22 protein-coding genes and 1 riboswitch are annotated in these 25594 nt (G+C 64.5%); of the genes, 8 read left to right on the top strand and 14 right to left on the bottom strand.

What is annotated here, in order from left to right; translation table 11 throughout:
• Nucleotides 1–69: 69 nt before the first annotated feature.
• The 8 genes from P0D70_RS00620 to P0D70_RS00655 all read right to left on the bottom strand — a co-directional run bounded on the left by P0D70_RS00620 (nucleotide 70) and on the right by P0D70_RS00655 (nucleotide 9822).
• Nucleotides 70–987, bottom strand: coding sequence for an ABC transporter permease subunit (locus P0D70_RS00620; protein WP_408181537.1), 918 nt, complete (start codon nucleotides 985–987; stop codon nucleotides 70–72).
• A gap of 88 nt (nucleotides 988–1075) precedes the next feature.
• On the bottom strand, nucleotides 1076–2086 hold the full coding sequence (locus P0D70_RS00625) for an ABC transporter permease subunit (protein WP_091798153.1): 1011 nt from the start codon (nucleotides 2084–2086) through the stop codon (nucleotides 1076–1078).
• A 139-nt stretch (nucleotides 2087–2225) separates the two neighbouring features.
• Nucleotides 2226–3854 carry an ABC transporter substrate-binding protein gene (locus P0D70_RS00630; RefSeq protein ID WP_408181541.1) on the bottom strand — a complete coding sequence of 543 codons (1629 nt, stop codon included), beginning with the start codon at nucleotides 3852–3854 and terminating at the stop codon, nucleotides 2226–2228.
• Nucleotides 3855–4049: 195 nt separating this feature from the next.
• Nucleotides 4050–5693: an ABC transporter substrate-binding protein gene (locus P0D70_RS00635; protein ID WP_091798147.1), complete on the bottom strand. Its 1644-nt coding sequence runs from the start codon at nucleotides 5691–5693 to the stop codon at nucleotides 4050–4052.
• Nucleotides 5694–5982: 289 nt separating this feature from the next.
• A complete protein-coding gene (gene metF / locus P0D70_RS00640) occupies nucleotides 5983–6813 on the bottom strand; it encodes a methylenetetrahydrofolate reductase [NAD(P)H] (RefSeq protein WP_408181544.1) in 831 nt (276 codons plus the stop codon).
• Nucleotides 6814–6824: 11 nt separating this feature from the next.
• On the bottom strand, nucleotides 6825–7178 hold the full coding sequence (locus P0D70_RS00645) for a phage holin family protein (protein ID WP_091798141.1): 354 nt from the start codon (nucleotides 7176–7178) through the stop codon (nucleotides 6825–6827).
• Nucleotides 7179–7309: 131 nt separating this feature from the next.
• Complete coding sequence (gene ahcY, locus P0D70_RS00650; protein WP_091798138.1) at nucleotides 7310–8731, bottom strand: adenosylhomocysteinase; 1422 nt, start codon at nucleotides 8729–8731, stop codon at nucleotides 7310–7312.
• 77 nt (nucleotides 8732–8808) lie between these two features.
• Nucleotides 8809–8899, bottom strand: a riboswitch (S-adenosyl-L-homocysteine riboswitch).
• 116 nt (nucleotides 8900–9015) lie between these two features.
• Nucleotides 9016–9822, bottom strand: coding sequence for a glycosyltransferase family 2 protein (locus tag P0D70_RS00655; RefSeq protein WP_408181548.1), 807 nt, complete (start codon nucleotides 9820–9822; stop codon nucleotides 9016–9018).
• A gap of 248 nt (nucleotides 9823–10070) precedes the next feature.
• Between P0D70_RS00655 and P0D70_RS00660 the strand changes: the two genes are divergently transcribed.
• Nucleotides 10071–11033 carry a LysR family transcriptional regulator gene (locus P0D70_RS00660; RefSeq protein WP_408181551.1) on the top strand — a complete coding sequence of 321 codons (963 nt, stop codon included), beginning with the start codon at nucleotides 10071–10073 and terminating at the stop codon, nucleotides 11031–11033.
• Between the two features lie 249 nt (nucleotides 11034–11282).
• Here P0D70_RS00660 and P0D70_RS00665 read toward each other — a convergent pair whose 3' ends face one another.
• Nucleotides 11283–12941, bottom strand: coding sequence for a GMC family oxidoreductase (locus tag P0D70_RS00665; RefSeq protein WP_408181553.1), 1659 nt, complete (start codon nucleotides 12939–12941; stop codon nucleotides 11283–11285).
• Nucleotides 12942–13351: 410 nt separating this feature from the next.
• Between P0D70_RS00665 and P0D70_RS00670 the strand changes: the two genes are divergently transcribed.
• Both P0D70_RS00670 and P0D70_RS00675 read left to right on the top strand, forming a co-directional pair.
• Nucleotides 13352–15037 (top strand): isovaleryl-CoA dehydrogenase, encoded by a 1686-nt coding sequence (locus P0D70_RS00670; protein WP_408181555.1) that lies wholly within the window; start codon nucleotides 13352–13354, stop codon nucleotides 15035–15037.
• A 97-nt stretch (nucleotides 15038–15134) separates the two neighbouring features.
• The gene (locus P0D70_RS00675; protein WP_408181557.1) at nucleotides 15135–16553 is read left to right on the top strand and encodes a coniferyl aldehyde dehydrogenase; all 1419 of its coding nucleotides are present in this window, start codon (nucleotides 15135–15137) and stop codon (nucleotides 16551–16553) included.
• An 11-nt stretch (nucleotides 16554–16564) separates the two neighbouring features.
• On the opposite strand, the gene P0D70_RS00680 is transcribed toward P0D70_RS00675, so the two are convergent.
• The 5 genes from P0D70_RS00680 to fliE form a co-directional block, all read right to left on the bottom strand.
• Nucleotides 16565–16924, bottom strand: coding sequence for an EscU/YscU/HrcU family type III secretion system export apparatus switch protein (locus P0D70_RS00680; protein WP_091798117.1), 360 nt, complete (start codon nucleotides 16922–16924; stop codon nucleotides 16565–16567).
• Nucleotides 16921–18387, bottom strand: coding sequence for a flagellar hook-length control protein FliK (gene fliK, locus P0D70_RS00685; RefSeq protein ID WP_408181560.1), 1467 nt, complete (start codon nucleotides 18385–18387; stop codon nucleotides 16921–16923). The genes P0D70_RS00680 and fliK overlap by 4 nt, the downstream gene beginning before the upstream one ends.
• Nucleotides 18388–18477: 90 nt before the next feature.
• Nucleotides 18478–18804 (bottom strand): flagellar protein FliT, encoded by a 327-nt coding sequence (locus P0D70_RS00690; protein WP_408181562.1) that lies wholly within the window; start codon nucleotides 18802–18804, stop codon nucleotides 18478–18480.
• Nucleotides 18801–19235, bottom strand: a complete 435-nt coding sequence (gene fliS / locus P0D70_RS00695) for a flagellar export chaperone FliS (protein WP_091798108.1) — start codon at nucleotides 19233–19235, stop codon at nucleotides 18801–18803. Before fliS ends, P0D70_RS00690 begins: the two co-directional genes overlap by 4 nt.
• A 218-nt stretch (nucleotides 19236–19453) precedes the next feature.
• Nucleotides 19454–19789 (bottom strand): flagellar hook-basal body complex protein FliE, encoded by a 336-nt coding sequence (fliE, locus tag P0D70_RS00700; protein WP_091798105.1) that lies wholly within the window; start codon nucleotides 19787–19789, stop codon nucleotides 19454–19456.
• A 236-nt stretch (nucleotides 19790–20025) separates the two neighbouring features.
• Between fliE and fliF the strand changes: the two genes are divergently transcribed.
• The 5 genes from fliF to fliJ are packed head-to-tail and all read left to right on the top strand — an operon-like array spanning nucleotide 20026 to nucleotide 25581.
• The gene (fliF, locus tag P0D70_RS00705; protein ID WP_408181566.1) at nucleotides 20026–21831 is read left to right on the top strand and encodes a flagellar basal-body MS-ring/collar protein FliF; all 1806 of its coding nucleotides are present in this window, start codon (nucleotides 20026–20028) and stop codon (nucleotides 21829–21831) included.
• On the top strand, nucleotides 21821–22816 hold the full coding sequence (gene fliG, locus P0D70_RS00710) for a flagellar motor switch protein FliG (RefSeq protein ID WP_007179928.1): 996 nt from the start codon (nucleotides 21821–21823) through the stop codon (nucleotides 22814–22816). The genes fliF and fliG overlap by 11 nt, the downstream gene beginning before the upstream one ends.
• Entirely contained in the window at nucleotides 22803–23486 is a 684-nt protein-coding gene (gene fliH / locus P0D70_RS00715) for a flagellar assembly protein FliH (RefSeq protein ID WP_177205053.1), read from the top strand. The genes fliG and fliH overlap by 14 nt, the downstream gene beginning before the upstream one ends.
• Nucleotides 23480–25129 (top strand): flagellar protein export ATPase FliI, encoded by a 1650-nt coding sequence (gene fliI, locus P0D70_RS00720; RefSeq protein ID WP_408181569.1) that lies wholly within the window; start codon nucleotides 23480–23482, stop codon nucleotides 25127–25129. The genes fliH and fliI overlap by 7 nt, the downstream gene beginning before the upstream one ends.
• 2 nt (nucleotides 25130–25131) lie before the next feature.
• Nucleotides 25132–25581, top strand: a complete 450-nt coding sequence (gene fliJ, locus P0D70_RS00725) for a flagellar export protein FliJ (protein WP_091798096.1) — start codon at nucleotides 25132–25134, stop codon at nucleotides 25579–25581.
• Nucleotides 25582–25594: the final 13 nt, after the last annotated feature.

Here is a 25594-nt window from a genome sequence, read left to right on the forward strand (position 1 = left end):
GGCCGCCCGAAGCGTGCTGACTTGCCCCCTCGGGGGGCAGCGAATGAAGTGAGTGTGGGGGCTGTTTCATTACGCCATCCTTTTCAGTTTGGGATCGAGTGCGTCGCGCAGCCCGTCGCCGAGCAGATTGATCGCGAGCACCGAGATCAGGATGGACAGACCCGGCATCGTAACGATCCACCATGCGCTGTCGATGTAGTCACGCGCCGAGGCCAGCATCGCGCCCCACTCCGCCGAAGGCGGTTGCACGCCGAGGCCGAGAAAGCCGAGCGCCGCGGCGTCGAGAATCGCCGACGAAAAGCCCAACGTAGCCTGCACGATCAGCGGTGCGGTGCAGTTCGGCAGCACTTGCGAGAACATCAGACGCAAGGTGCTGGCGCCCGCCACGCGCGAAGCCGTCACGTACTCTTTCTGCAACTCGCCCTGCGCCGACGCGCGCGTCAAACGCACGTAGCCGGGCAACGCGACGATCGCGATGGCGAGCATCGTATTGACGAGGCCCGGGCCGATGATTGCGACCACCGCAACAGCGAGCAGCAGCGACGGCAGCGCGAGCAGCACGTCCATGATGCGCATGATCGGCGTGTCGGCCCACTTTTCGAAGAATGCCGCGATCAAACCGAGCACGACGCCCGGAATCAGCGCGAGCACGACCGAAACGAAGCCGATCCAGAACGACAGCCGCGCGCCGTACATCAGGCGCGAAAGGATGTCGCGGCCCGCTTCGTCGGTGCCGAGAATGAACTTCCAGTTGCCGCCGTCGAGCCATGCGGGCGGAATCTTCACGAAGTCGCGGTATTGCTCGATCGGGCTGTGCGGCGCGATCAACGGCGCGAAGATCGCGACGAAGATCAACAGCAGCACGATGACACCGGCGCCGACCGCGCCACGGTTACGCGAGAAATTCGCCCAGAATTCACGGGCGGCGATAGCGCGGCCACTCGGGGGAGTGACCGACTGGGGGACTGTGTTTTGAATGTCTGCCATGATCAGTATGCCTCCCGCCGAGCCGCCTCAAGGGAGGCATGCGCCCCCTCGGGGGGCAGCGAACAAATGTGAGCGTGGGGGTTCATATTTACCTCGTATGGCGGATGCGCGGATTCAACACGCCGTACAACAGATCGACGACGAGGTTCACGACAATGACCAGCGTGGCGATCATCAGAATACCGCCCTGCACCACCGGATAGTCGCGCCGGCCGATCGCGTCGATCAGCCACTTGCCGATACCCGGCCACGAAAACAGCGTCTCGGTGAGCACCGCGCCCGCGAGCAGCGTGCCGACCTGCAGACCGATCACGGTCACGACCGGAATCAGCGCATTGCGCAACGCATGCACCACGATCACGCGCCCCGGCGACAAGCCCTTCGCGCGCGCGGTGCGGATGTAGTCCTCGCGCAGCACTTCGAGCATCGACGAACGCGTCATACGCGCGACCACCGCCAGCGGAATCGTGCCTAGCACGATGGCCGGCAGGATCAGATGGCTCAGTGCGGATTTGAACGCGCCTTCGTCGGTGGACATCATCGCGTCGATCAGCATGAAGCCGGTCACGTGCGGAATGTCGTATTCGACCGCGATGCGGCCGGACACCGGCGTCCAGCCGAGCTTGACGGAGAACACCATGATGAGGATCAAGCCCCACCAGAAGATCGGCATCGAGTAGCCGGTGAGCGCCGTGCCCATCACGCCGTGATCGACCACGGTGCCGCGCCGCAAGGCCGCGAACACACCCGCCGGCAAGCCGACGATCAAGGCGAACAGCATCGCGCAGATCGACAGTTCGACGGTAGCGGGAAAGCGTGCGAGGAATTCGCCCATCACGCTGGTGTTGGTGATGATCGAGGTGCCGAGGTCGCCGTGCAGCGCGCGTCCGATGTAGTGGACGTACTGCATGGGCAGGGATTCGTCGAGCCCGAGCCGGTGCATGGCCGCGGCGTGCATGGCGGGATCGACGCCGCGCTCGCCCATCATCACTTCGATGGGGTCGCCCGGTATCAGGTGAATCAGCGCGAACGCGAGGATCGTGATGCCGATGAAGGTCGGAATCACCATGCCGATGCGGCGCAAAACAAAGCGGAACATGGTTTTGTCCCTATGGTCTTGATGAAGAAAAAACGCAACCGGCGACGAGGGCTTGTGACCCCGGTCGCCGGACCATTTCGACCAGTTTTCTAACCGTGCGAAAAGCGTACTGCGTGAGCTTTACGAATGACTTGCCGACTTACTTGACGCTGACGCCATCGAAACGCGCGTAACCGAGCGGTTCGATGCGCATGTCCACGACCTTCTTGCTGACAGGCTGGTACACCGTGGAGTGAGCGATCGGCGAGAACGGCAGTTGCTGCGCGAAGATCTGCTGCGCCTGCATATAAGCCGTGGTGCGCGCGCCCTGATCGGACGTGACGCGGCCCTTCTGGATCAGATCGTCGAACGGCTTGTAGCACCACTTCGAGAAGTTGTTGCCGTTCACCGCTTCGCAGCCGAGCAGCGTGCCGAGCCAGTTGTCCGGATCGCCGTTGTCGCCGGTCCAGCCGATCAGCATCGTGTCGTCCTCACCTGCGTGAGCGCGCTTGATGTACTCGCCCCACTCATACGTGACGATCTTGGCCTTCACGCCGATCTTGGCCCAGTCGGCCTGGATCATTTCCGCCATCAGGCGGGCGTTCGGGTTGTACGCGCGCTGCACCGGCATCGCCCACAGGGTGATGTCGAAGCCGTTCGGGTAGCCGGCCTTCGCCAGCAACGCCTTGGCCTTGTCCGCATCGTAGGCTGCGCCCTTCAGGTTCTTGTCGTACGACCATTGGGTCGGCGGCATCGGATTCGTGGCCGCCTGGCCCGCGCCCTGGTACACCGACTCGATGATCGCCTTCTTGTTGATCGCCATGTCGAGCGCCTGACGCACTTCGACCTTGTCGACCGGCTTGTGCGACACGTTGTACGCGAGGTAGCCGAGGTTGAAGCCCGGTTGCGACGGCATCGCGATGTTCGCTTCAGCCTTCAGCGGCGCGATGTCGGCCGGACGCGGATAGCTCATCACCTGGCATTCGTCGCGCTTGATCTTCTGCACGCGCACGCCGGCGTCCGGCGTGATCGAGAAGATCAGCTTCGAGATCTTCACCGTGTTCGGCTTCCAGTAATCCGGATTGCCGTCGAAGCGGATCGTCGCGTCTTTCGTGTAGCTGCGGAAAATGAACGGGCCCGTGCCGACCGGGAACTGGTTGATGTCGGCAGCCTTGCCGGCCTTCAACAACTGGTCGCCGTATTCGCTAGACAGGATCGACGCGTATTCCATCGCCAGATTCTGGATGAACGGTGCGTTGACTTCCTTCAGCGTGAACTTGACCGTGTACGGATCGACCTTTTCGACGCCCGTGATCAGCTTGTCGAGGCCCATGTCCGTGAAGTACGGGAACTGAACCGGGTAAGCCTTATGAAAGGCCGAGTTCGGGTCCAGCATGCGCTGGAACGTGAACACGACGTCGTCCGCATTGAATTCGCGCGTCGGCTTGAAGAACGACGTGGTCTGGAACTTCACGCCATGACGCAGGTGGAACGTGTACGTCTTGCCGTCCGCCGACACTTCCCACTTTTCGGCGAGGCCCGGTTCGACCTTGGTGCCGCCGCGTTCGAATTCGACCAGGCGGTTGTAAACGGTGAATGTATTAGCCGTGAAATCGGTGCCCGTGGTGTATTGGGCCGGATCGAAACCCGCAGGACTGCCTTCTGAGCAGTAAACCAGGGTTTTATTCGGAATCTCGGCGCGCGCGACACTTGCGCCCACCATCGATGCCGCTGCAGCTGCGACGAGCGTCGTAACACGCGCGGCGCGCAACAGATTGTTTTGCTTCATGTTTCCTCCAGGTTCGTGGCCGGCTCCCGCCGGCGTAGCGCGATATTACTTGAGCTTGGCTCACAGCAACAAGCGGAGGAAATTCCCTCTGTTGACGATCGGAAACCAATCGGGCATAAGCACGGCCGCACGCCGGCATTACCGGGAACGTGCGGCCGCAGAGGGGTGCCGAAGCAAAAAAACGGCCCGCCGGCGTTATTTCAGGCCGACATTCATGAATTGCGTCGGGCCGAACGGGTCGATCTTGAAGCCGGTGACGTTCTTGCTGATCGGCTGATAGACCGTGGAGTGGGCGATCGGCGTAAATGGGACCTGATCTTTGAATATCTCCTGCGCTTCCGTATAAGCCTTGGTGCGCTCGGGCAGGTCGGTGGTGCCGCGGCCTTTCTTGATCAGATCGTCGTAAGGCTTGTAGCACCATTTGGAAAAGTTACTGCCATTCACCGCGTCGCAACCCAGCAATACGCCGAGCCAGTTATCCGGGTCGCCATAATCGCCGGTCCAGCCGATCAGCATCGCTTCATGTTCGCCGGCATGGCCGCGGCGAATATATTCGCCCCATTCATAAGTGGCGATCTTCACCTTGACGCCGATCTTCGCCCAATCGGATTGCAGCATTTCCGCCATGAGCCGCGCGTTCGGGTTATACGGCCGTTGAACCGGCATGGCCCATAGCGTCAGGTCGAAACCGTCCGGATAACCCGCCTGTTTCAGCAGCGCTTTGGCTTTTTCCGTGTCGAACGGGGCGTCCTTCAGATTCTTGTCGTAGCCCCACTGGGTCGGCGGCATGGGGTTCGTCGCCGCCTGGCCCGCGCCCTGATAGACCGATTCGATAATCGCTTTCTTATTGATCGACATATCGAGCGCACGGCGCACCAGCACATTGTCGAGCGGTTTCTTGGTGGTGTTGTAGGCGATATAACCGAGGTTGAAACCCACCTGGTTCGGCATGGCCAGCGACGCATCGGCTTTTACCGCCGGAATATCAGCGGGACGCGGATACGCCATCACCTGACATTCCCCGCGCTTGAGTTTTTGCAGACGCACGGCCGGATCGACGGTAATCGCGAATATCAGTTTGCTGACTTTGACGATACCCGGCTTCCAGTAATCGGGATTACCGTCGAAGCGAATCGTATCGTCTTTCGTATAGCTGCGGAAAATGAATGGGCCGGTGCCGACCGGATATTGATTGATATCCGACGCTTTACCCGCTTTCAATAACTGATCGCCGTATTCCGCCGAGAGGATCGAAGCGAACGGCATCGCAATCTGTTGTAAAAACGGCGCATCGACTTCTTTCAGCGTGAACTTGACCGTGTACGGATCGACCTTTTCGATCTTCGCAATGTTCTTGGCGAGGCCGAGATCGGTGAAATACGGGAACGGCACCGAATACGCCTTGCGGAACGGCTGCTCCGGATCGAGCATCCGTTGATAAGTGAAGACGACGTCGTCCGCGTTGAATTCGCGCGTCGGCTTGAAAAACGAGGTGGTCTGGAATTTCACACCGTGGCGCAAATGAAACGTATACGTCAGTCCGTCGGGCGACACATCCCACTTTTCGGCCAGACTCGGTTCGATATCCGTGCTGCCGTGCGCGAACTCGATCAGCCGGTTGTAGACCGTGTACGAGCCCGCGCTGAATTCGACGCTGGTGGTGTACTGCGCACTGTCGAAGCCCGCCGGACTGCCTTCGGAGCAGAACACGAGGGTCTTGTCGGGCAGCGTGGCCGCATTGGCGGCGGCGGGGGACAGGCCCGCAGTCAGCACCGCGCAGGCGCTCAGCGCTGGAAGACAGGTTTGGCGAACTGCAAACAGCAACTTGGATACCGTCATTACGTTCTCCGCACAGCAGCCACGTCAGCTGCGCTTTGATCATAGACAGCACAAAATTCGGGTTCAATGCGGGCTTACGCGCCGCAAGGTTGGAACGGAACCCTGGGTTTGTTGCGACGCAGCGACTCTCGCAACGGGCGTGCGAGCGACGGTTTGCGTCATCACAGCCGCGGTTGCACGGCGGAGCCCCGCATTCGCATGAACGCCCGGGCCGCCATTCGCAGCGCGAAAAAAAACCGCGTGGCAAAAAACAGCCGCACGGTTTCGTCTCAACGACGTGATGCGAATCTTACGTGTTCAACCGTTCGCAGATCGCTTTGGTCGCAGCGGCGCCATTCAACGTGTAGAAGTGCAGGCCCGGCACCTTGGCATCGATCAGACGCCCGCACAGGTCCGTCACCACATCCAGCCCGAATGCGCGAATCGACTCGCGGTCGTCGCCGAAGCTTTCGAGCCGGCGCGCGATCCAGCGCGGCACTTCAGCGCCGCACATCTCCGAGAAACGCATCAGCTGCGAGAAGTTCGTGATCGGCATGATGCCCGGCACGATCGGCACGTCCACGCCGAGCTTGCGCGCGTCGTCGACGAAACGGAAGTACGCGTCCGCGTTGAAGAAATACTGCGTGATCGCCGAATTGGCGCCGGCCTTCACCTTGCGAGCGAAGTTGTCCAGATCCTGACGCGGCGAGCGCGACTGCGGGTGGTATTCCGGGTAGCCGGCCACTTCGATCCAGAACCAGTCGCCAAACTCGGCGCGGATAAAGCTCACCAGTTCCGACGCGTAACGCAGTTCGCCGACTTCGCCCATGCCGGACGGCAGATCGCCGCGCAGCGCGACGATATGGCGGATGCCATGCGCGCGGTACTCGTCGAGAATAGCGCGCAGGCTCTCTTTCGACGAGCCGATGCACGACACGTGCGGCGCCGCTTCGAGCCCTTCCTTCGCCATATCGACGACGGTATCGAGCGTGCCCTGTTGCGTCGAGCCGCCGGCGCCGAACGTGACGGACACGAACTTGGGCTTGAGCGTGGCGAGCTGGGCGCGCGTGGCGCGCAGCTTGTCGACGCCTTCCTGCGTTTTCGGCGGGAAGAATTCGAATGAAAGTTCGATCGGGTTCATGATTCAGTGGGTCAACCGAGACTGCGGTTGCCGAAAATGAGCGCGGACAGCAGCCACGAAACGATGCTGTACAAAATCGAGCCGAAGAACGCCGACCAGAATCCCGACACTTCAAAGCCCTTCAGCAGCGAAGCGCACAGCCAGAAGCACAGCGCGTTGACCACCAGAATGAAGAGTCCGAGCGTGAGAATCGTCACGGGCAGCGTCAGCAGGATCAGCACCGGCCGCAGGATCGTATTGATCAACCCGAGCACCACCGCGACGATCAGCGCGGTGCCGAAACTGCGGATATGAATCGACGGAACGAGGTAGGTGATGATCAGGAGCGCAAGCGCGTTGATCAGCCAGGTCAGCAGCAAGGTCATGTAGAGCTCCTTTGGCAGGATGTCCGATAACGGGGAAAACGCGCGACATAAGGCGGCTTGGCGAACAAAGCGGCGCATGATGCGCCGCCCTGTCTTCCAACTGTCATGCTGTCAAACCGCCCGCGGCGTGCTTAATAGCGATAGTGGTTCGGCTTGAACGGACCGTTCTTGTCGACGCCGATGTAGCCGGCCTGCTCGTCCGACAGCACGGTCAGGTTCGCGCCGATGCGCGCCAGATGCAGGCGTGCGACCTTCTCGTCCAGATGCTTCGGCAACACGTACACCTTGTTTTCGTACTTCTTGCCTTGCGTGAACAACTCGATCTGCGCGAGCGTCTGGTTCGTGAACGAGTTCGACATCACGAACGACGGGTGGCCCGTCGCGCAACCCAGGTTCACGAGGCGCCCTTCAGCCAGCAGAATGACGCGCTTGCCGTCCGGGAAAATGATGTGGTCGACTTGCGGCTTGATGTTGTCCCACTGGTACTGACGGGTCGACGCAACGTCGATTTCCGAGTCGAAGTGACCAATGTTGCAGACGATCGCGTTGTGGCGCATCGCCTTCATGTGGTCGTGGCCGATCACGTGGTAGTTGCCGGTCGCCGTCACGAAGATGTCGGCCTTGTCCGCCGCGTATTCCATCGTCACGACGCGGTAGCCTTCCATCGCGGCCTGCAGCGCGCAGATCGGATCGATTTCGGTGACCCATACGGTCGCGCCCAGACCACGCAGCGATTGCGCGCAGCCTTTGCCCACGTCGCCGTAACCGGCCACCACGGCGATCTTGCCCGCGATCATCACGTCGGTCGCGCGCTTGATGCCGTCGACCAGCGACTCACGGCAACCGTACAGGTTGTCGAACTTCGACTTGGTGACCGAGTCGTTGACGTTGATCGCCGGGAACGGCAGGCGGCCTTCTTTTTCCATCTGATACAGACGGTGCACGCCGGTCGTGGTTTCTTCGGTCACGCCCTGAATGTGCGCGAGGCGCGTGGAGTACCACGTCGGGTCGGCGTCCAGATGACGTTCGATCGACTTGTACAGCGCGACTTCTTCCTCGTTGGTCGGCTTCGAGATCACCGAGCGGTCTTTCTCGGCCTTCGAGCCGAGGATCAGCAGCAACGTGGCGTCGCCGCCGTCGTCGAGGATCATGTTGGCGAATTCGCCGTTCGGCCATTCGAAAATGCGGTGCGAGAATTCCCAGTATTCGTCGAGCGATTCGCCCTTGAATGCGAACACCGGCGTGCCGGCCTTGGCGATTGCCGCGGCGGCGTGGTCCTGCGTCGAGAAGATGTTGCACGAGGCCCAGCGCACGTCCGCGCCGAGCGCCGTCAGCGTCTCGATCAGCACGCCGGTCTGGATCGTCATGTGCAGCGAACCTGCGACGCGCGCGCCCTTCAGCGGCTGCTGCGCCTTGTACTCTTCACGCGTCTGCACGAGGCCGGGCATTTCCGTCTCGGCAATGTTCAGTTCCTTGCGGCCCCAGTCGGCAAGCGACATGTCGGCAACAACGAAATCCTGGGAAGTTTGGGAATCGATAACTGCGGCGTTCATCACGCCCTCCTTTCTAAGAAATTGACTAGAAATTTGACGTGAGCGCGGTTCGATGCGGTGGACGGGAAAGCGCTCTGCGCAACCGACCTCCGATTGAAGCCTTCGAGCCTGGCGGGCGGCCGGCGAATATGCTGATTCGCGGTACCCGTCGCAACGCTCCTCGAAGACGAACGGCGATTGTAGCAAATCGAGATGGCTTCGGGGCGCGGATCGGGTTTCGACTTTGCCGCTGCGCGCGCGGGGAGAACGGGCGCGGCGCGCTCGGGTCCGGCCGCCACCACGGCTTATGAAGCGCTCCCCGGCGCGATCGGTTCCGCCTGTGCGGGAGCGTGAAGCATCACTTTTGCTGCGCGCAATTGCGCGATGCCGGCACGCGCCGTCTCGAGAAACTGCCGGGAGAGATGAAAGGCATCGGCGGTATCGTCGGGATTGGCGGTTTGCAGACCCAGCGCAATGCGAAAGTAGCGCTCCGCGTGAATGTCGGCGTGGTAATGCATGCGCACGCGCTTGGCATCATCCAGACGCGGGTTGCCGAAAATATCGCGCAGCGCCCAGGAAAACGCGCCATCTTCGCCACCAATGCGGCGAAACCCTTCGTCCATTGGAAAGCCGCCGAGCGCGAGGTACGCCGAGCGGCGAATGAACAGGCTGCTCGGCACCGTATTGCTGAGCGTCGCCGCATGTGCGGCGAAGTCGGGGTGAGCGGTAAGCACACGCGGAAAATCCGTGTACTCCACATCGAGACGCACGGACATTTCGTTGGGGTGTTGCGCGAGGAACGTGCTCGCGGCGCCGACAGCGCCGGGCAGGTATTCGTCGTCGGCGTCGAGGAAAGCGAGCAGATCGTGCGACGCATGCATCGCGCCCCAGTTGCGCGCTCGCGCCGCGCCGCCGTTGTAGGGCATCTGCAGCAGGCACACGCGCGCGTCGAGGCTGCCGCATTGGGCGACGAGGTCCGCGGAGGCATCGGTCGAGCCGTCGTCCACCACGATGATCTGTGCGGCCTCGGGCTGAATCCGGCAACTGTGCAAAGCGCGAACGAGCGTCGCCGCGCCGTTGTAGCAGGGAATGATGATCGAAACGGGAGTCATGAATGAACGGGTGCGATGAGCGTGTCTACGGTGAAGAACCGTCGATGTTATTCCGCTTGCCACCGAGCGCATCTTGAAATGACTGAGGTGCCTTTCGCCCCGTCAGAAGCGCAACTCCAGCACCGGGTATGTCATGAGCGCGCGGCCAGGAAAGTCGGTGATGACTGCGCTAAGGCTTGCCGCGACATAAATACGATGACTTACAATCACTCCGATCATTCCAATTTGGAATTCTGGAGTTTGAGATCGTGGAACTACGAGCGCTGCGGTATTTCGTCGAAGTGGTTCGCCAGCAGAGTTTCACCGTCGCCGCCGAGCAGATGTTCGTCACGCAGCCGACCATCAGCAAAATGGTCAAGTCGCTGGAGGACGAAATCGGCTCCCCGCTACTGTTGCGCGACGGGCGGCAGATGGTGCTGACCGATGCCGGCCGGATCGTCTACCAGCGCGGTCAGGACGTGCTGGCGGCGCACGCGCAGTTGCAGGCTGAACTGAACGACCTCGACACGCTCGGCCGCGGCCAACTCACCATCGGCATTCCGCCGATGGGCGGCTCGCTTTTCACGCCGGCGATCGCCGCATTTCGCCAGCGTTACCCAAAAATCGAGCTCAAGCTGTTCGAGCAAGGTTCGCGCGCCATCGAAGCGGCGCTGATCAACGGCGAACTGGAGTTGGGCGGCGTGCTGCAACCCGTCGACCCGGAAAATATCGACGTGCTGCCAGTGACGCGCCAGCTCCTGTGGCTCGTCGCGCGCGCGGGTTCACGCTGGGACGACCTGCACGAGGTGCCGCTCGCCCAACTCGCCGACGATCCGTTCGTGTTCTACGGCGAAAGTCTCGCGCTCAATGACGTGGTGTTGAACGCGTGCCGTTCGGCTGGCTTTGCGCCGACCATTGTCGGGCGCAGCGGACATTGGGATTTCATGGCGGCGCTCGTGCTGGCCGGTGTCGGCATCGCCCTGTTGCCGGCGCCGTATTGCCGGCGGCTCGACCCTGCGAAGTTCACCTGCCGGCCGGTGGTCGAGCCTGAGATTCCGTGGGAAATGGCGATCGGCTGGCGACGCAATGGCTACCTGTCGCACGCTGCGCGCGCATGGCTCGAAGTCGCCCGCGAGGCGTTGCCCGGCCAGGCAGGCGACGATTTCATGCTGGCACCGGGCATTGGCGTGGCCGGCATCACGACGCCGTTTCCCGTACCGCCCGCCGAATGAGGACATGCCGCCGCGGCACGGAGCCGGCGGCATGTCTTGCATCACTCGCCGCAATCGCGACTACTGCTGCGCGACAAACTCGATGCGGCGGTTGGCAAAGCGACCGCTCGCCGTGTCGTTGTTCGCGACCGGATGCGCCTCGCCGTGGCCTTGCGCGATCAGCGAATCAACCGGCCATGACCGTTGGTTTGCCGCAGCGTCGACGGTGAAGCTGAGCTGGCTCTCTTTGGTCGGCGCGGGCGACTAAACTCACGCGGCATTCGTCGCCATGCGAATTCCGTCCGCGGACGCCACCTTCAGCTCCGCCTGGAACTCGCGCCGAGCCGCCGCGATCAGCTCGGCCGCGCGCTCGCCGATCATCACCGTCGGCGAATTGGTGTTGCCGCCGATCAGCGTCGGCATCACCGAAGCATCGACGATCCGCAGCCCCGTCACGCCCCGCACCCGCAATTGCGGATCGACCACCGACTGGGCGTCGCCGCCCATCCGGCACGTCGCCACCGGGTGATAGATCGTGTCGGCATGCTCGGCGATGACGCGGCGCAATTCCGCTTCCGACTGGCCAGGACGCGTATACAACTCTGTGCCGCCGTGCAGCGCGAGCGAGGGCGCATCGAGGATGCGCCGCGCCATCTGCGCGCCTTCCACCAGCAGGTCCAGGTCGCGCGAATCGCTGAAAAAGCGCGGATCGATCACGGGCGCAGTGCGCGCATCGGCACTCGCCAGCGTCACGGTGCCGCGGCTATGCGGCCGCAAGACGCAAACGTGCAGCGAATAACCATGGCCCCAGTGCATATGGCGGTTGTGGTCATCGACAATCGCCGCGCAGAAATGCAACTGCAGATCAGGCCGGTCGAGCGTCGGGCTGCTCTTCAGAAAACCACCCGCCTCGGCGACATTGCTCGACAGCATGCCGCGCCCGTGGCGCATGAAGGTCACGAACTGCGGCAGCATCCGCGCAATGCCGCGAATCGAAAAACCGGTCGGCTCGATCGACGCAACCCGTTTGTTGATCGTGAAATCGACGTGGTCGATCAGGTTCTGCCCAACCTCCGGCGCGTCGTGCAGCACGGCAATGCCGAGCGACTGCAAGTGCGCCGCCGGCCCGATGCCCGAGCACATCAGCAGTTGCGGCGAATTGAACGCGCCCGCCGCGAGCACCACCTCCGCGCGCGCCGCAAGCGTTTCGGTGCGGCCACCGCGCACGATCTCGACACCGCTCGCGCGCTTGCCGTCGAAGACCACGCGCAGCACCGTCGCGTCGGCGATCGTGTGCAGATTGGGGCGCGCGCGATCGTAGACGTAGGCTCGCGCCACGCTGCAACGGCGCCCGTCGCGCTGCGTCACCTGGTAGAAGCCAATGCCTTCCTGCTCGGCACCGTTGAAGTCGCTATTCGGCTTGTAACCGGCTTCCATCGCCGCCTGCACGAAGCGCCGCGAAAACGGATTCTGGTAGCGCAAATCGGAGACGGTGAGCGGGCCGCTATCGCCGTGCCACGCATCGGCGCCGCGCTCATTGCCTTCGGCGCGGCGGAAATACGGCAGCACCTCTGCCCACGACCAGCCCTCGCAACCCAGCTTCGCCCATTCGTCGTAATCGAGCGGATGGCCGCGCGTGTAGATCATCGCGTTGATCGCACTCGATCCGCCGAAACCGCGCCCACGCGGCTGATACCCTTGCCGTCCGCCGAGCCCCGGCTGCGGCGTGGTCAGATAGCCGTAGTTGGTTTTGAGCTTGTGCGGCACCACGGCCGCAACGCCGACCGGCATATTGACGAACAGATTGCGGTCCGTGTGCGGACCGGCTTCGATCAGGGCGATCGTCGCGTCCGGGCAGCTATCCGCGAGACGGCTCGCCAGCGAGCAACCGCCCGAGCCTGCACCGACGATGATGTAGTCGTATTGCATCCGCTCCTCCATGTGGGCCGCGTTGCTCGCGAACCCTGTCTCCGTCGATCGGAGTGAGCGCTGAACTGACGACCCGATTTCACGCTTTTAGCGCGCTACACTGGTCCCAATCACAGCGCTTTCTCCGATCCCCTGCAGGCAACTGCAGAACACTTGTCTACCTGTGTTTTACCGGCATTGTAGGGAGCGTTAGGATGCCGCGGCGGGTTCACGACAGAGCGATTCCTCTAAACGGAAGGGCCGCCGCGACCCTATGATGAAAGACGCGCAGGCGCCCGCCAGGCGGCCGCGCAGGGCATTCAAACACGGCGCTGCACGCGCCGTCCTCGCAGTGCGCGGCACGACACGCAACGATTAAACAGCGCACCGCCGATCGACGCCGGCGAGCATGCGTTGAACGGAGACAGCAGATGCAACCGCACAGCTTCGGCCAGACCCACGAGGTGACCAATCAGGCTCCGCCGCTGGCGGACTACAACCTCTTTTCCAGCGACGCCGCGTTATCCGCCGCCCTCGAACGCGACGGCGCCGCGTGGCATCGCGGCGCGTTGCTGCGGCACGGCGCGGCGCTCACCACGCCCGACACGCTGGCGCTCGCCGACCTCGCCAACCGCCATACGCCCGAATTGCTCACGCATAGCCCGCGCGGCGAGCGCATCGACGCGCTGGAGTTTCATCCGTCGTGGCATGCGCTTCTTGGGCTTCTGCGCCGCGAGGGTTTGCATGCCCTGCCATTTTCCGATCCGCAACGCGGCGCGATGGTGGCGCGCTGCGCCGGCTACTTCCTGCACGCGCAAATCGAATCCGGCTCGCTCTGCCCGCTGACCATGACCTTCGCGAGCATCCCTGTGTTGCAACGCGAGCCCGCGTTATTCGCCACGCTGCGCGACAAGCTCTATGCCCGCGAGCACGATCCGCGCGACGTGCCGCTCAAACACAAGAGTTCCGCGATGATCGGCATGGGCATGACCGAGAAGCAAGGCGGCTCGGACGTGCGCAGCAATCAGACGCGCGCCTATGCCACGGCCGGCAGCGGCCGCGGCGCCGCCTACCGGCTGGTCGGCCACAAGTGGTTTTTTTCCGCGCCGCAGTGCGACGCTCATCTCGTGCTCGCCCGAACCGACGATCACGAAGGCATCTCGTGCTTCTTCGTGCCGCGCTTCGCGCCGGACGGCAGAAAAAACGGCGTGCAGATCCAGCGCCTGAAAGACAAGCTCGGCAATCGCTCGAACGCGAGCAGCGAAGTCGAATTTCTCGACGCGTTCGGCATCATGATCGGCGACGAAGGGCGCGGCGTGCCGACCATCATCGAAATGGCGAATTACACGCGGCTCGACTGCGTGATCGGCAGCGCGGCCCTGATGCGCGCGGCGCTCGTGCAGGCCATCCACCATGCGCGTCATCGCAGCGCGTTCGGCCGGCATCTCGCGGACCAGCCGTTAATGCGCAACGTGCTGGCCGATCTGGCCTTGGAATCGGAAGCGGCGACGGTGCTGTTCATGCGTCTCGCGCGCGCTTTCGAAGACTCCACCGACGCCGCCTCCACCTCGCTCGCCGAACGCGCGTGGCGGCGCATCGTCACGCCCGCCGCGAAGTACTGGGTCTGCAAGCGCGCGCTGGAATTCACCGGCGAAGCGATGGAAGTCTGGGGCGGCAACGGCTACGTCGAAACCGGGCCGATGGCGCGCTTCTATCGTGAAGCGCCGGTGAACTCGATCTGGGAAGGCTCCGGCAACGTAATGTGCCTCGACGTGCTGCGCGCCATGGAGCGCGAACCGGAAGCGGCGCAGGCCTTGTTCGCCGCCTGGCAGGCACAAGCTCAGGCGCACCCGGCCTTGAGCGCCGCGCTCGGCAAGCTCGCCGCCGCGCTCAACGGACCGGCCGAACATCGCGAGGCGTCGGCGCGGCGGATCGCACAACAGGTCGTGCTGATCGCGCAGGCTACGTTGCTGCTCGAGCATGCGCCCGGCGAAGTCGCCGAGGCGTTCATTGCCACACGTCTTGCCGACGGCTGCGGCGAGAGCGGCCGCGTGTACGGCACGCTGCCGGCCACGTTCGATCACGCGGCGATCGTCGAACGCGCTTTTCCTGTCTGACATTCAGCACGCTTGAGTGACACCGCGCAGCAGCGCAAACGCATCCAATAAAGGCGCGACTCCACGCGCAACGCAATCCATCAGGGAGTGGACACACATGAAGAACGATCTGCCGGAAGTCGCCGCGCTCGAAGCGCTGCTTCGCGATCAGCGCCATGCTTATTTGCGCGCGCCTTACCCGTCGTGGGAAACCCGTGCGGCGCATCTGAAAGCGCTGCGCAAAGTCATGCTCGACAATCGCGACGCGCTCGCCGACGCCATGAACCTCGACTTCGGCAATCGCGCGAAGCAGGAAGTGCTGCTCGCCGAATTCCTGCTGGTCAAAGAGGAAATCGACGCCGCCCTTCGGCATGGCAAGCGCTGGATGAAAGCGCAGCGCCGCAGCACCAACAAATGGCTGCTGCCGGCGCGCGCGAAAGTGGTGCCGCAGCCGCTCGGCGTGGTCGGCATCATCGTGCCGTGGAACTACCCTGTGCTGCTCGCCGTCGGGCCGCTGATCAGCGCGTTGACCGCGGGCAATCGCGCGATCATCAAAATGTCCGAACTGACGCCGCGCACCTCGGCGCTGTTCGAGCAGTTGATCGCCCAGACCTTCGCACGCGATCACGTCGCGGTGGTGAACGGCGACGCCGCGCTCGCCGCTGCGTTCAGCGCGCAGCCTTTCGACCATCTGCTGTTCACCGGCTCGACCAAGGTCGGCCACGAGGTGATGCGCGCCGCCGCCGAGCATCTGACGCCGGTCACGCTCGAACTGGGCGGCAAGTCGCCGGCCATCATCGGTGCGCATGCGCGCTTCGACAACGCGGTGGACAACCTGATCGCCGGCAAGACGCTCAACGCGGGGCAAACCTGCGTCGCGCCGGACTACGTGCTGGTGCCGCGCGGCAAGGAGCAGGCTTTCGTCGAACGGGCGCGCGCGCGGATGGCCCGCATGTACCCGAACTTCGCCAGCAACCCGGATTACACGACGATCATTTCGGCGCGTCACTTCGCGCGCCTCGAGCGTCTCGCCGACGAAGCCCAGGCTGCCGGCGCGCAACTGCATGCGCTCACCGACAGCTCGCCCGATGCGGCGAGCCGCCGCTATCCGCTGATCGCCGTCACGAATGCGCCGGACGCGTGCGCGCTGATGCAGGAGGAAATCTTCGGGCCGCTGTTGCCGATCGTCCCTTACGACACGCTCGACGACGCGATCGCATGGATCAACGCCCGTCCCCGTCCGCTCGCGCTGTATCTCTACGCCGACGACGCCGCCACCATCGACCGCGTGACGCACGAAACGATCGCCGGGGGCATGGCGATCAACGAGACGCTGATGCATCTGGCGTGCGAAAGCCTGCCGTTCGGCGGAGTCGGAGCGAGCGGGATGGGTGCGTATCACGGCTACGAGGGCTTCGTGACGTTCTCGAAGATGAAGCCGGTGCTGACGCAGGCGCGCCTGAACGCGCGCGGGTGGATTTCGCCGCCGTACGGCAAACGGGTGAACGCGCTGCTAAAACTGATGATGCGCTTCTGACGCTCAACGGCTCAACGCGCCGCGGTGCCGCCGTCCACTTCGGTGGCCACCACGTCGATGACATCGCGTGCATCGGCATTCGCGGCGTGCGCCGGTTCGTTCTCCGCACCGCTTTCCAGCCGATGCAGCCACGCGAGCAACTCCGCCACGGCCTGATAGAGCTGTGGCGGAATCCGCGCGTCGAGGTCCACCTGCATCAGCAGCGACACCATTTCGGGCGCCTCGTGCACATACAGGCCGGCTTCCTTGGCCCGCTGCACGATCATCTCGGCCAGCATCCCGTAGCCTTTGGCGATCACCCGCGGCGCGGGATCGCCCCCTTGCGAGTCGTAGACAAGTGCGGCCGCACTGCGGCGATGTTTGCGGCTCATGACATGTCCCAATCGAAATCGTCGGGCGACGCGGCTTCGGTACGGGCGGAGCGTGCCGCGCGGCGTACAGTCGTGGCCCGGTCGGCGCTCGCCGCAGCCGGACTCGCCGCCGAAGCCGACTTCACATAGGCCGACGCCGCCGCCTGAGCGGCCGCCGCCGCACCCGCCGCGTTGGCGCCGGTGACCGGCACACCGCCGCCGATCTCGCGAATCGTCAAGCCATTCAATTCGATGCCCGCCGCCGCGAGCCGCTGGCGGAAACTCTCGCCCTGCGTGGCGAGACGCGCCGCCCCGCCGGGGCTGGCCTGCACCCGCGCGATGAGCCGCGTGCCGGTCAGCGTCAGTTCCGCATCGACGGTGCCGAGTGTCGGCAGCGACAGCGTGAGGCGCGTGCGCCACGGCTGGTCGTCCTCGCTCGCCGCGCCACCGCCGCTGCGATCCCATTCGTCGCCGTCCTGTTCGATGGTCCAGTCGAGCCGCGCGCCCGGCCATGCTTCGCCGGTCCAGCGAAACTGGCCGGTCGCGAGCAGATCGAGTTGCTGACGCACCAGGGGTACGGTCGCGGGATGAACCGCGGCCGCCATCGATTGCGAATTCTGCGACGAGCTGCCGTCGGCCGGTTGCGCCGCCGCGCTATGCAGGCCGGCGTGCGCGGGCTGGCCGTTCAGGTCGGACAGGGAACTGGCCAGCACCTCGCCAGCCATAAATCGTGCGGCCTGCGCAGTCTGGATCGACGGCATCGCGCGGCCGGCGGCGCCGGCGTCCGGCGCGCCGTTCGGTGGGCCGTTTGGCGAGCCGTTCGGTGAGACGTTTGGCGCCGCGCCCATGCCCTGCCGCGCGGAAGGATTGGCGGCGGACGCCTCGCCGGCGTCGTTCGCCCAGTCGAGCGGCAATTGCGCGGCGGCGGCCACCAGCTTGTTTTGTGCCTCGCCGGCCAGCGAAGCCGGCGGACGCTGGCCCGCCAGCCATTGCGCGAGATGGGCTTCGTAGAAGAGACCGCTATCGCCGACCGTCTGTTCGAGCGCGGCTGCGAGCGCCGCGACAGGCACCTGGGTTGCCGCCACACTCGCGGTCGCCGCGGTGGCCGCGTTTGCAGCGCCATTCGGATTGGCGGTGGTCCCGGCGGAAGCCGTCGCCGCAGCGGGCGAGTTGAACAGCGGTAACGCGCCGACTTCGACATCGAGTGCAGGCGCAGCCGGCCAGATCGGCGCTTGCCCGAGCACGGCGGGCGTGGCCTCGCCGCCCGAGCGCAGGATCGCGTTGAGCGTCAGCGCGACGGCGGACAGCGCAGTTTGCGCGGAAGCCTGCGGGGCCGGCGTGGCAATAGGCGTCGAGGTGGTGGGCGCGGTATCGACGCCCGCCGCGCCGGTCTGCGACGCGGCCGCGCTGCCCGGAGCAATGTTGAGCAGGCTGTCGACGCGGTTCGCGAGCAGCGAAGCGACGGCCGTGTCGATTCCGTTCATGCCGATTCCTTGGTCACATTGGCGGCGGCGCGCTCAAACAGAGTCAGTCAGCCAGATGAATAGGGACGGAGGCGGTGCGCGCGGCGAAACTCAGCGCGCCCCGTACAACTCCTTGAGCACGTGAGTCGGCCGTCCGGCGAACAGCGCCGACAGACTGGCCATGCGCGGATTCGCCAGATCGCGGATCGCAGCGTCGTCGGCGAGGATCTGGCGGATCAGCGCGTATTTACGCAGGCGCTCCCCCTCGTCGAGCTTCACGCCGGTTTCGGCGTCTCGCAACGCCTCCACCAAATGGCGGTATTCCTCCTGCAAGTGGACCAGATCGTTCCACAGTGCGCGCCGGGCAGCCATCAACATGCGGCAGGAAATCGCTGCAATCGCCTCGTATCGGGCGAAGTATTCTGCGTTCGATGTCATCTCATGCTTTCCGCGGCCGGCTGAGCTGCCATCCGCGCGATCTCCGGGGCAATCCCGATCCATGCCTCTTCGAGTGTCGCCAGAAGGCCATCCACCTCGACCAGCATCGCCTCGCTTTGTTTTATGTTGGCTTCGAGCAGCCGGCGCGACATATAGCTATATAGCGCATTCAACCGCTCCGCAATCTCGCCGCCCGCCTCAAGGTTGAGCGACTGCTGCAGCCCGCTTTCGACGATCTGGATCGCCTTGCCGATCGCCTCTCCACGACCCGGCACATTGCCTTGCTGCAGATGCATGCGCGCCTGCGCGATGGCCTGCCGCGCGCCCTGATACAACATCACGATCAGACGATGCGGACTCGCGCCCATCACCCCTGTCTCGACGCCGACGCGTGCGTACGCATTGGCTCCAGAGTGTCCTGGGGAAAACATCGGCGCTCCTCCTGTCTTGCACTGCGGTTGGGTCGTGGCTCCCTATCAGGGCACGTTGCCGCACCCCGATCGCTGCCTGTATCTGGTTATCGGATAGGCAGCCGGAAAGCTTTAGGCCGGTGTAAGGAGGATTAAGGGGCCGAATGGCGCGGCCCGCGAGGGCCACACGGCGTGCACGCGTTCGGGCGGGCGGACGAACCTTGCCGCCCGAGGCGCGCTCATACCGACATCTGCATGATGTCGTTATAGGCGGACACCAGCTTGTTGCGCACCTGCAGGCCGAACTGAAAGCCCACGTTGGCCTTTTGCATATCGACCATCACGTCGTTGAGCGACACGTTGGACGCGCCGAGTTCGAACGCCTTTGATTCGCCGATCGCCTTGGTCTGATCGCCGCTGATTTTGTCCAGCGAGGCTTTCAGCGCCGAGGCAAAACCGGTGGGCGTCGCCGCGCCGGAGGTGTCGGCGACGGCATTGCTGCCGCCGGCCGCTTGCGCCGCCATCGACTGCATCTGTTGCAGCGCCGACGAGAGCGCGTTCACGGGGAAAGTCATGTTTTCTCCAGGGAATGACGACCGGCATGCCAGAACCGTACCGATCTGGACGAAAGCATAGCGCCGCAGCCATGCGGGAAAGCCCCGAAACTAGGGGGGAAACCCGGCTCTATTCAAGCAATCGGGTTGAGCCGCGCCACGGATAATTTCAATGGTGAAAGTCTCTGTCCGCACGCCCGCCGACCCTCGGCGCGTAAGCGGCAGAACGCAAAAGGCATCCCGGAGAAACCCGACGCATGGATTCGTCAGCCAACTCTTTGATCAACCCCGACGCCCGCATGGGCCTCGCCGGCGCGCAGCCTGGCGCCGGTGCGGCCGGTGCCGGCCAGGCCGGCGGCGCCGCGGACCTGGGCGGCCTTTCGGGCAACCTCGGCGGCAACTTTGGTCAACGTCTGTCAGGCCTCGCGCAAATGCGCGGCAACCCGCGCGCGCCGTTGATTTTCGCCGTCGCGCTGCTGGTCGCCGTGGTGGCGGGCCTGTTCCTGTGGTCGCGGGCGCCGGACTACAAGGTGCTCTACAGCAATCTGTCGGACCGCGACGGCGGCGCGATCATCACGGCGCTGCAAGCGGCCAACATTCCCTATAAGTTCTCCGATGCGGGCGGGGCGATCCTCGTGCCGGCCGAGCAGGTGCATGAGATGCGTCTGCGGCTCGCGTCGCAAGGTCTGCCCAAGAGCGGTTCGGTCGGCTTCGAGCTGATGGACAACCAGAAATTCGGCATCAGCCAGTTCGCCGAGCAGATCAACTATCAGCGCGCCCTGGAAGGCGAGCTGGAGCGCACGATCGAATCGATCTCGTCGGTGAAGTCGGCCCGCGTGCATCTGGCGATCCCGAAACCCTCCGTCTTCGTGCGCGACAAGGAAGCGCCGTCCGCCTCCGTGCTGGTCAACCTCTACCCGGGCCGCGCGCTCGACGACGGCCAGGTGCTGGCGATCACCCATATGGTGTCCTCGGCGGTGCCGGATATGCCGGTCAAGGGCGTGACGATTCTCGACCAGGACGGCAACCTGCTGACGCAGCCTTCCACCGGCAGCGGACTCGACGCCTCGCAACTGAAGTACCGCCAGCAGATCGAGCGCAGCACCCAGCAACGTATCGACGCGATCCTCTCGCCGTTGTTCGGCTCGGGCAACGCGCATTCGCAGGTCAGCGCCGACATCGACTTCTCGCATAGCGAGCAGACCTCGGAAAATTACGGCCCGAACGGCAACCCGCAGCAGGCGGCGATCCGCAGCCAGCAGTCGAGCAGCGCCACCGAAATGTCGCAAGGCGCCGCCTCGGGCGTGCCGGGCGCGCTGTCGAACCAGCCGCCGCAGCCGGCGTCCGCGCCGATCAACGCGCCGAACGGCGCGAGCGGCGTGACGACCACGCCGGTCAGCGACCGCAAGGACTCGACCACCAACTACGAACTCGACAAGACAGTGCGGCACCTCGAGCGGCCGATGGGCGGCATCAAGCGTCTCTCGGTGGCGGTCGTGGTGAACTACATGCGAGTGGTCGACGCCAAGGGTCACGCCACGATGCAGCCGGTCACCGCCGACAAGCTCGCGCAGGTCAACCAGCTGGTCAAGGACGCAATGGGTTTCGACTCGGCGCGCGGTGACTCGGTGAACGTGGTCAACAGCCCGTTCAGCACCGACCTCGACCCGAACGCCGACCTGCCGTGGTGGCGCACGCCGGACATGATCGCGCTCGCCAAGCAGATCGCCACCTACCTCGGCATCGGCGCGGTCGCCCTGTTCCTTTACTTCGTGATGGTCAAGCCGGCGCTGCGCCGCGCTTTCCCGCCGCCGGAGCCGGTCGTCGCCGGGGCGCTGCCGTCGCCGGACGAGCCGGTCCTGCTGGATGGCATCCCCGCCGCCGAGCGCGCGGGCGCAAACGGAAGCTCGGTCGCCGAACTGGAAACCGACAGCGAACTGCTCGCGCTCGAAAGCTCCAAGCACAAATATGAGCGGAACCTGGAATTCGCGCGCAGCATCGCGCGCCAGGATCCGAAGATCGTTGCAACCGTCGTGAAAAATTGGGTGTCCGATGAGCGCTGAAGGCGTAATGAAGAGCGCGCTCCTGCTGATGTCGATCGGCGAGGAAGAAGCCGCGCAGGTGTTCAAGTTCCTCGGGCCGCGCGAAGTCCAGAAGATCGGCGTCGCGATGGCCGCACTGAAGAGCGTGACCCGCGAGCAGGTCGACGAAGTCCTGCAGGAGTTCGTACGCGAGGCCGAGCAGCACACCGGCATGTCGCTGGATTCGAACGAGTACATCCGTTCGGTGCTGACCAAGGCGCTCGGCGACGACAAGGCCGGCGCGATCATCGACCGGATTTTGCAGGGCAGCGATACCAGCGGTATCGAAGGCCTGAAGTGGATGGATTCCGCGGCGGTCGCCGAACTCATCAAGAACGAGCATCCGCAGATCATCGCGACCATCCTCGTTCACCTGGATCGCGATCAGGCGTCGGAAATCGTCGCCTGCTTCACGGAGCGGCTGCGCAACGACGTGCTGCTGCGGATCGCGACGCTCGACGGCATCCAGCCGGCCGCGCTGCGCGAACTCGACGACGTGCTGACAGGCCTCCTGTCCGGCAGCGACAACCTCAAGCGCAGCCCGATGGGCGGGATCCGCACGGCGGCCGAGATTCTCAACTTCATGTCGAGCAACCATGAAGAAGGCGTCATCGAGAACGTTCGCCAGTACGACGCGGAACTTGCGCAGAAGATCATTGATCAGATGTTTGTGTTCGAGAACCTGCTCGATCTGGAAGACCGCGCAATTCAGCTGCTGCTGAAGGAAGTCGAGTCCGAGGCGTTGATCATCTCGCTGAAGGGCGCGCCGCCCGCGCTGCGCCAGAAGTTCCTGTCGAACATGTCGCAGCGTGCTGCCGAACTGCTCGCCGAAGACCTCGACGCGCGCGGTCCGGTGCGCGTCTCCGAAGTCGAGACGCAGCAGCGCCGCATCCTGCAGATCGTGCGCAACCTGGCCGAAGGCGGCCAGATCGTTCTAGGCGGCAAGGCCGAAGATGCATATGTCTGATCAGAACTCCTCGGCGAAGGAAAGCCTCTCGGCCTACCAGCGCTGGGAGATGGCTTCGTTCGATCCAGTACCGCCGGCACCGCCCGAACCCGAAGTCGACGACGGCGCGTTCGAGGCCGAACTCGAACGTCTGCGCGACGCCGCGCATGCACAGGGCATCGCCTCCGGCCACGTGGCCGGTCAGGCGCTCGGCTACCAGGCCGGCTACGAGCAAGGTCATGCGCAGGGCTTCGAGCAGGGCCAGAGCGAAGCGCGCGAAGAAGCGGCGCGGCTCGCCGCGCTGGCTGAAACTTTCAAGTCGGCTCTCGACGGCGCCCAAGGCGCGATCTCCGAAACGCTGGTCGCACTGGCGCTCGACATCGCGCAGCAGGTGGTACGTCAGCACGTGCAGCACGACCCGACCGCGCTGATCGCCGCCGCGCGTGAAGTGCTGGCGAGCGAGCCCACGCTGGTCGGCGCGCCGGCCCTGATCGTGAGTCCCGCCGATCTGCCGGTGGTCGAAGCCTATCTGATGGAAGAACTGCAAACGCGCGGCTGGACCGTGCGCACCGATCCGGCCGTGGAGCGCGGCGGCTGCCGCGCGCAGGCCGGAACCGGCGAAGTGGACGCCGGCATCGATACGCGCTGGGAGCGCGTGGCCGCCGCACTCGGCAAGGTGAGCACATGGTGAAGCCGACGCTCGAAGAGATTCGCGCCAGCGATCTGACGCCGCTCGAACGCGAACTGGCGCTGGCGTCGTTCGGCGCCGAGGCGCTGGCAGATGTGCCGGCCGCGGTCACACCCGCCGCGGCGGCGGTCGCCGCCATTGAAGCCGCCCTGCGCGATCCGGCGCATGCCCATCCGGCGACGGGCGCCGCCGCGAGCCACGACGCCGCCCCATCGAGCCCCGCTCCCGCCGCTGTTCCCTTCCCCCCGTACGACCCCGCGCTCGACAGCAATCCGCACATGCAGGCCTGGCGCGGCCGCCTCGACGCGCTGCGCGCGCGCAATGCGATCGCCAAGCCGATGCGCGCCTGCGGTCGTCTTACGCGCGCCGCCGGCCTGGTGCTGGAAGCCGTCGGCCTGCGCCTTTCGGTCGGCGCGGAAGTGATGATCGAACTGCCGCAAGGCAGTTCACTGCCGATGGCCGAAGCCGAAGTGGTCGGCTTCTCCGGCGACAAACTGTTTCTGATGCCGACCACCGAAGTGATCGGCCTGCTGCCCGGCGCGCGCGTCTATCCGCTCGAAAGCGCGCCGATCGCCGATCCGATGGCGGGCGCGAAACGTCTGCCCGTCGGCTGGGAATTGCTCGGCCGCGTGCTGGATGCGTCCGGCCGTCCGCTCGACGGACTCGGCTCGCTTGGCGCGCATGCCGACGCGCCGTTGTCCGCACCGGTCATCAATCCGCTCAATCGCGAACCGATCCACAAGGTGCTCGACGTCGGCGTGCGCGCGATCAACGCGCTGCTGACGGTCGGACGTGGCCAGCGCATGGGCCTGTTCGCCGGTTCAGGCGTCGGTAAATCGGTGCTGCTTGGGACGATGGCGCGCTACACCAGCGCCGAAGTGATTGTGATCGGCCTGATCGGCGAACGCGGCCGCGAAGTGAAGGAATTCATCGAGCAGATTCTCGGCGAGGAAGGTTTGGCGCGCTCCGTGGTGATCGCCGCGCCCGCCGACGTCTCGCCGCTTCTGCGGATGCAGGCGGCGTCCTACTCGACCTCGCTCGCCGAATATTTCCGCGACCAGGGCAAGCATGTGCTGCTGCTGATGGATTCGCTGACCCGCTACGCAATGGCGCAGCGCGAGATCGCGCTGGCCGTGGGCGAGCCGCCCGCCACCAAGGGCTATCCGCCTTCGGTGTTCGCCAAGCTGCCGGCGCTCGTCGAGCGCACCGGCAACGGCCCGGCGGGCGGCGGTTCGATCACCGCGTTCTACACCGTGCTGACCGAGGGCGACGACCAGCAGGACCCGATCGCCGATTCCGCGCGAGCGATTCTGGACGGCCACATCGTGCTGTCGCGCTCGCTGGCTGAAGCCGGCCACTATCCGGCCATCGACATCGAAGCGTCGATTAGCCGGGCAATGACCGCGCTGATCGACGATAACCATCTGGACAAGACGCGTATGTTCAAGCAGATGCTGTCGCGCTATCAGCGCAACCGCGATCTGATCAACGTCGGTGCGTATTCGAGCGGGCGCGACGCGCTGCTCGACCGCGCCATCGCGCTGTATCCGCGGATGGAAGCATTTTTGCAGCAAGGTTTTCGCGAGTGCGCGAACTTTGAACCGAGTCTCGAGATGCTGGACGCGCTGTTTGCCCAAGGAGGCTGACGATGGCGAAACACTTTCCGATCAAGACCCTAATCGGCCTGGCCCAGGACGATGTCGACGCCGCCGCGCAACGTCTGGGCCGCGCGCAGCGCGAGCGCAACGATGTGCAGGCGCAACTCGACGCCCTTGTGCAGTATCGCGACGAATATCACGCGCGCTTCACGGCGACCGCCCAGACGGGTATGCCCGCGGGCAACATGCGCAACTTCCAGGCGTTCATCGACACGCTCGACGCCGCCATCGAACAGCAGCGCAATCTGCTGGCGACGGCCACCGCGCGCGTCGAGGCCGCGAAGCCCGACTGGCAGCGTCAGAAGCAGAAGCTCGGCTCATATGAAGTGCTGCAGGCGCGCGGCGAAGCAGCCGAAGCCAGGACCACGGCGCGGCGCGACCAGCGCGACGCCGACGAACACGCCGCCCGGATTCTGCGGATGCGCGCCGAAGGTGCATGAGCGCCGCCTTGAC

Source organism: Paraburkholderia sp. RL17-381-BIF-C, assembly GCF_046026435.1.
Taxonomy (GTDB): domain Bacteria; phylum Pseudomonadota; class Gammaproteobacteria; order Burkholderiales; family Burkholderiaceae; genus Paraburkholderia.

What these genes read in the sequence shown, in the direction of transcription:
- P0D70_RS00645 (WP_091798141.1), bottom strand. Translation starts at nt 7,178, where the DNA reads ATGACCTTGCTGCTGACCTGGCTGATCAACGCGCTTGCGCTCCTGATC.
- P0D70_RS00690 (WP_408181562.1), bottom strand. Translation starts at nt 18,804, where the DNA reads ATGACATCGAACGCAGAATACTTCGCCCGATACGAGGCGATTGCAGCG.
- fliI (WP_408181569.1), top strand. Translation starts at nt 23,480, where the DNA reads ATGGTGAAGCCGACGCTCGAAGAGATTCGCGCCAGCGATCTGACGCCG.
- P0D70_RS00620 (WP_408181537.1), bottom strand. Translation starts at nt 987, where the DNA reads ATGGCAGACATTCAAAACACAGTCCCCCAGTCGGTCACTCCCCCGAGT.
- fliF (WP_408181566.1), top strand. Translation starts at nt 20,026, where the DNA reads ATGGATTCGTCAGCCAACTCTTTGATCAACCCCGACGCCCGCATGGGC.
- P0D70_RS00665 (WP_408181553.1), bottom strand. Translation starts at nt 12,941, where the DNA reads ATGCAATACGACTACATCATCGTCGGTGCAGGCTCGGGCGGTTGCTCG.
- metF (WP_408181544.1), bottom strand. Translation starts at nt 6,813, where the DNA reads ATGAACCCGATCGAACTTTCATTCGAATTCTTCCCGCCGAAAACGCAG.
- fliJ (WP_091798096.1), top strand. Translation starts at nt 25,132, where the DNA reads ATGGCGAAACACTTTCCGATCAAGACCCTAATCGGCCTGGCCCAGGAC.
- fliG (WP_007179928.1), top strand. Translation starts at nt 21,821, where the DNA reads ATGAGCGCTGAAGGCGTAATGAAGAGCGCGCTCCTGCTGATGTCGATC.
- fliH (WP_177205053.1), top strand. Translation starts at nt 22,803, where the DNA reads ATGCATATGTCTGATCAGAACTCCTCGGCGAAGGAAAGCCTCTCGGCC.
- P0D70_RS00635 (WP_091798147.1), bottom strand. Translation starts at nt 5,693, where the DNA reads ATGACGGTATCCAAGTTGCTGTTTGCAGTTCGCCAAACCTGTCTTCCA.
- ahcY (WP_091798138.1), bottom strand. Translation starts at nt 8,731, where the DNA reads ATGAACGCCGCAGTTATCGATTCCCAAACTTCCCAGGATTTCGTTGTT.
- P0D70_RS00630 (WP_408181541.1), bottom strand. Translation starts at nt 3,854, where the DNA reads ATGAAGCAAAACAATCTGTTGCGCGCCGCGCGTGTTACGACGCTCGTC.
- fliE (WP_091798105.1), bottom strand. Translation starts at nt 19,789, where the DNA reads ATGACTTTCCCCGTGAACGCGCTCTCGTCGGCGCTGCAACAGATGCAG.
- P0D70_RS00675 (WP_408181557.1), top strand. Translation starts at nt 15,135, where the DNA reads ATGAAGAACGATCTGCCGGAAGTCGCCGCGCTCGAAGCGCTGCTTCGC.
- P0D70_RS00680 (WP_091798117.1), bottom strand. Translation starts at nt 16,924, where the DNA reads ATGAGCCGCAAACATCGCCGCAGTGCGGCCGCACTTGTCTACGACTCG.
- P0D70_RS00625 (WP_091798153.1), bottom strand. Translation starts at nt 2,086, where the DNA reads ATGTTCCGCTTTGTTTTGCGCCGCATCGGCATGGTGATTCCGACCTTC.
- fliS (WP_091798108.1), bottom strand. Translation starts at nt 19,235, where the DNA reads ATGTTTTCCCCAGGACACTCTGGAGCCAATGCGTACGCACGCGTCGGC.
- P0D70_RS00670 (WP_408181555.1), top strand. Translation starts at nt 13,352, where the DNA reads ATGCAACCGCACAGCTTCGGCCAGACCCACGAGGTGACCAATCAGGCT.
- fliK (WP_408181560.1), bottom strand. Translation starts at nt 18,387, where the DNA reads ATGAACGGAATCGACACGGCCGTCGCTTCGCTGCTCGCGAACCGCGTC.
- P0D70_RS00655 (WP_408181548.1), bottom strand. Translation starts at nt 9,822, where the DNA reads ATGACTCCCGTTTCGATCATCATTCCCTGCTACAACGGCGCGGCGACG.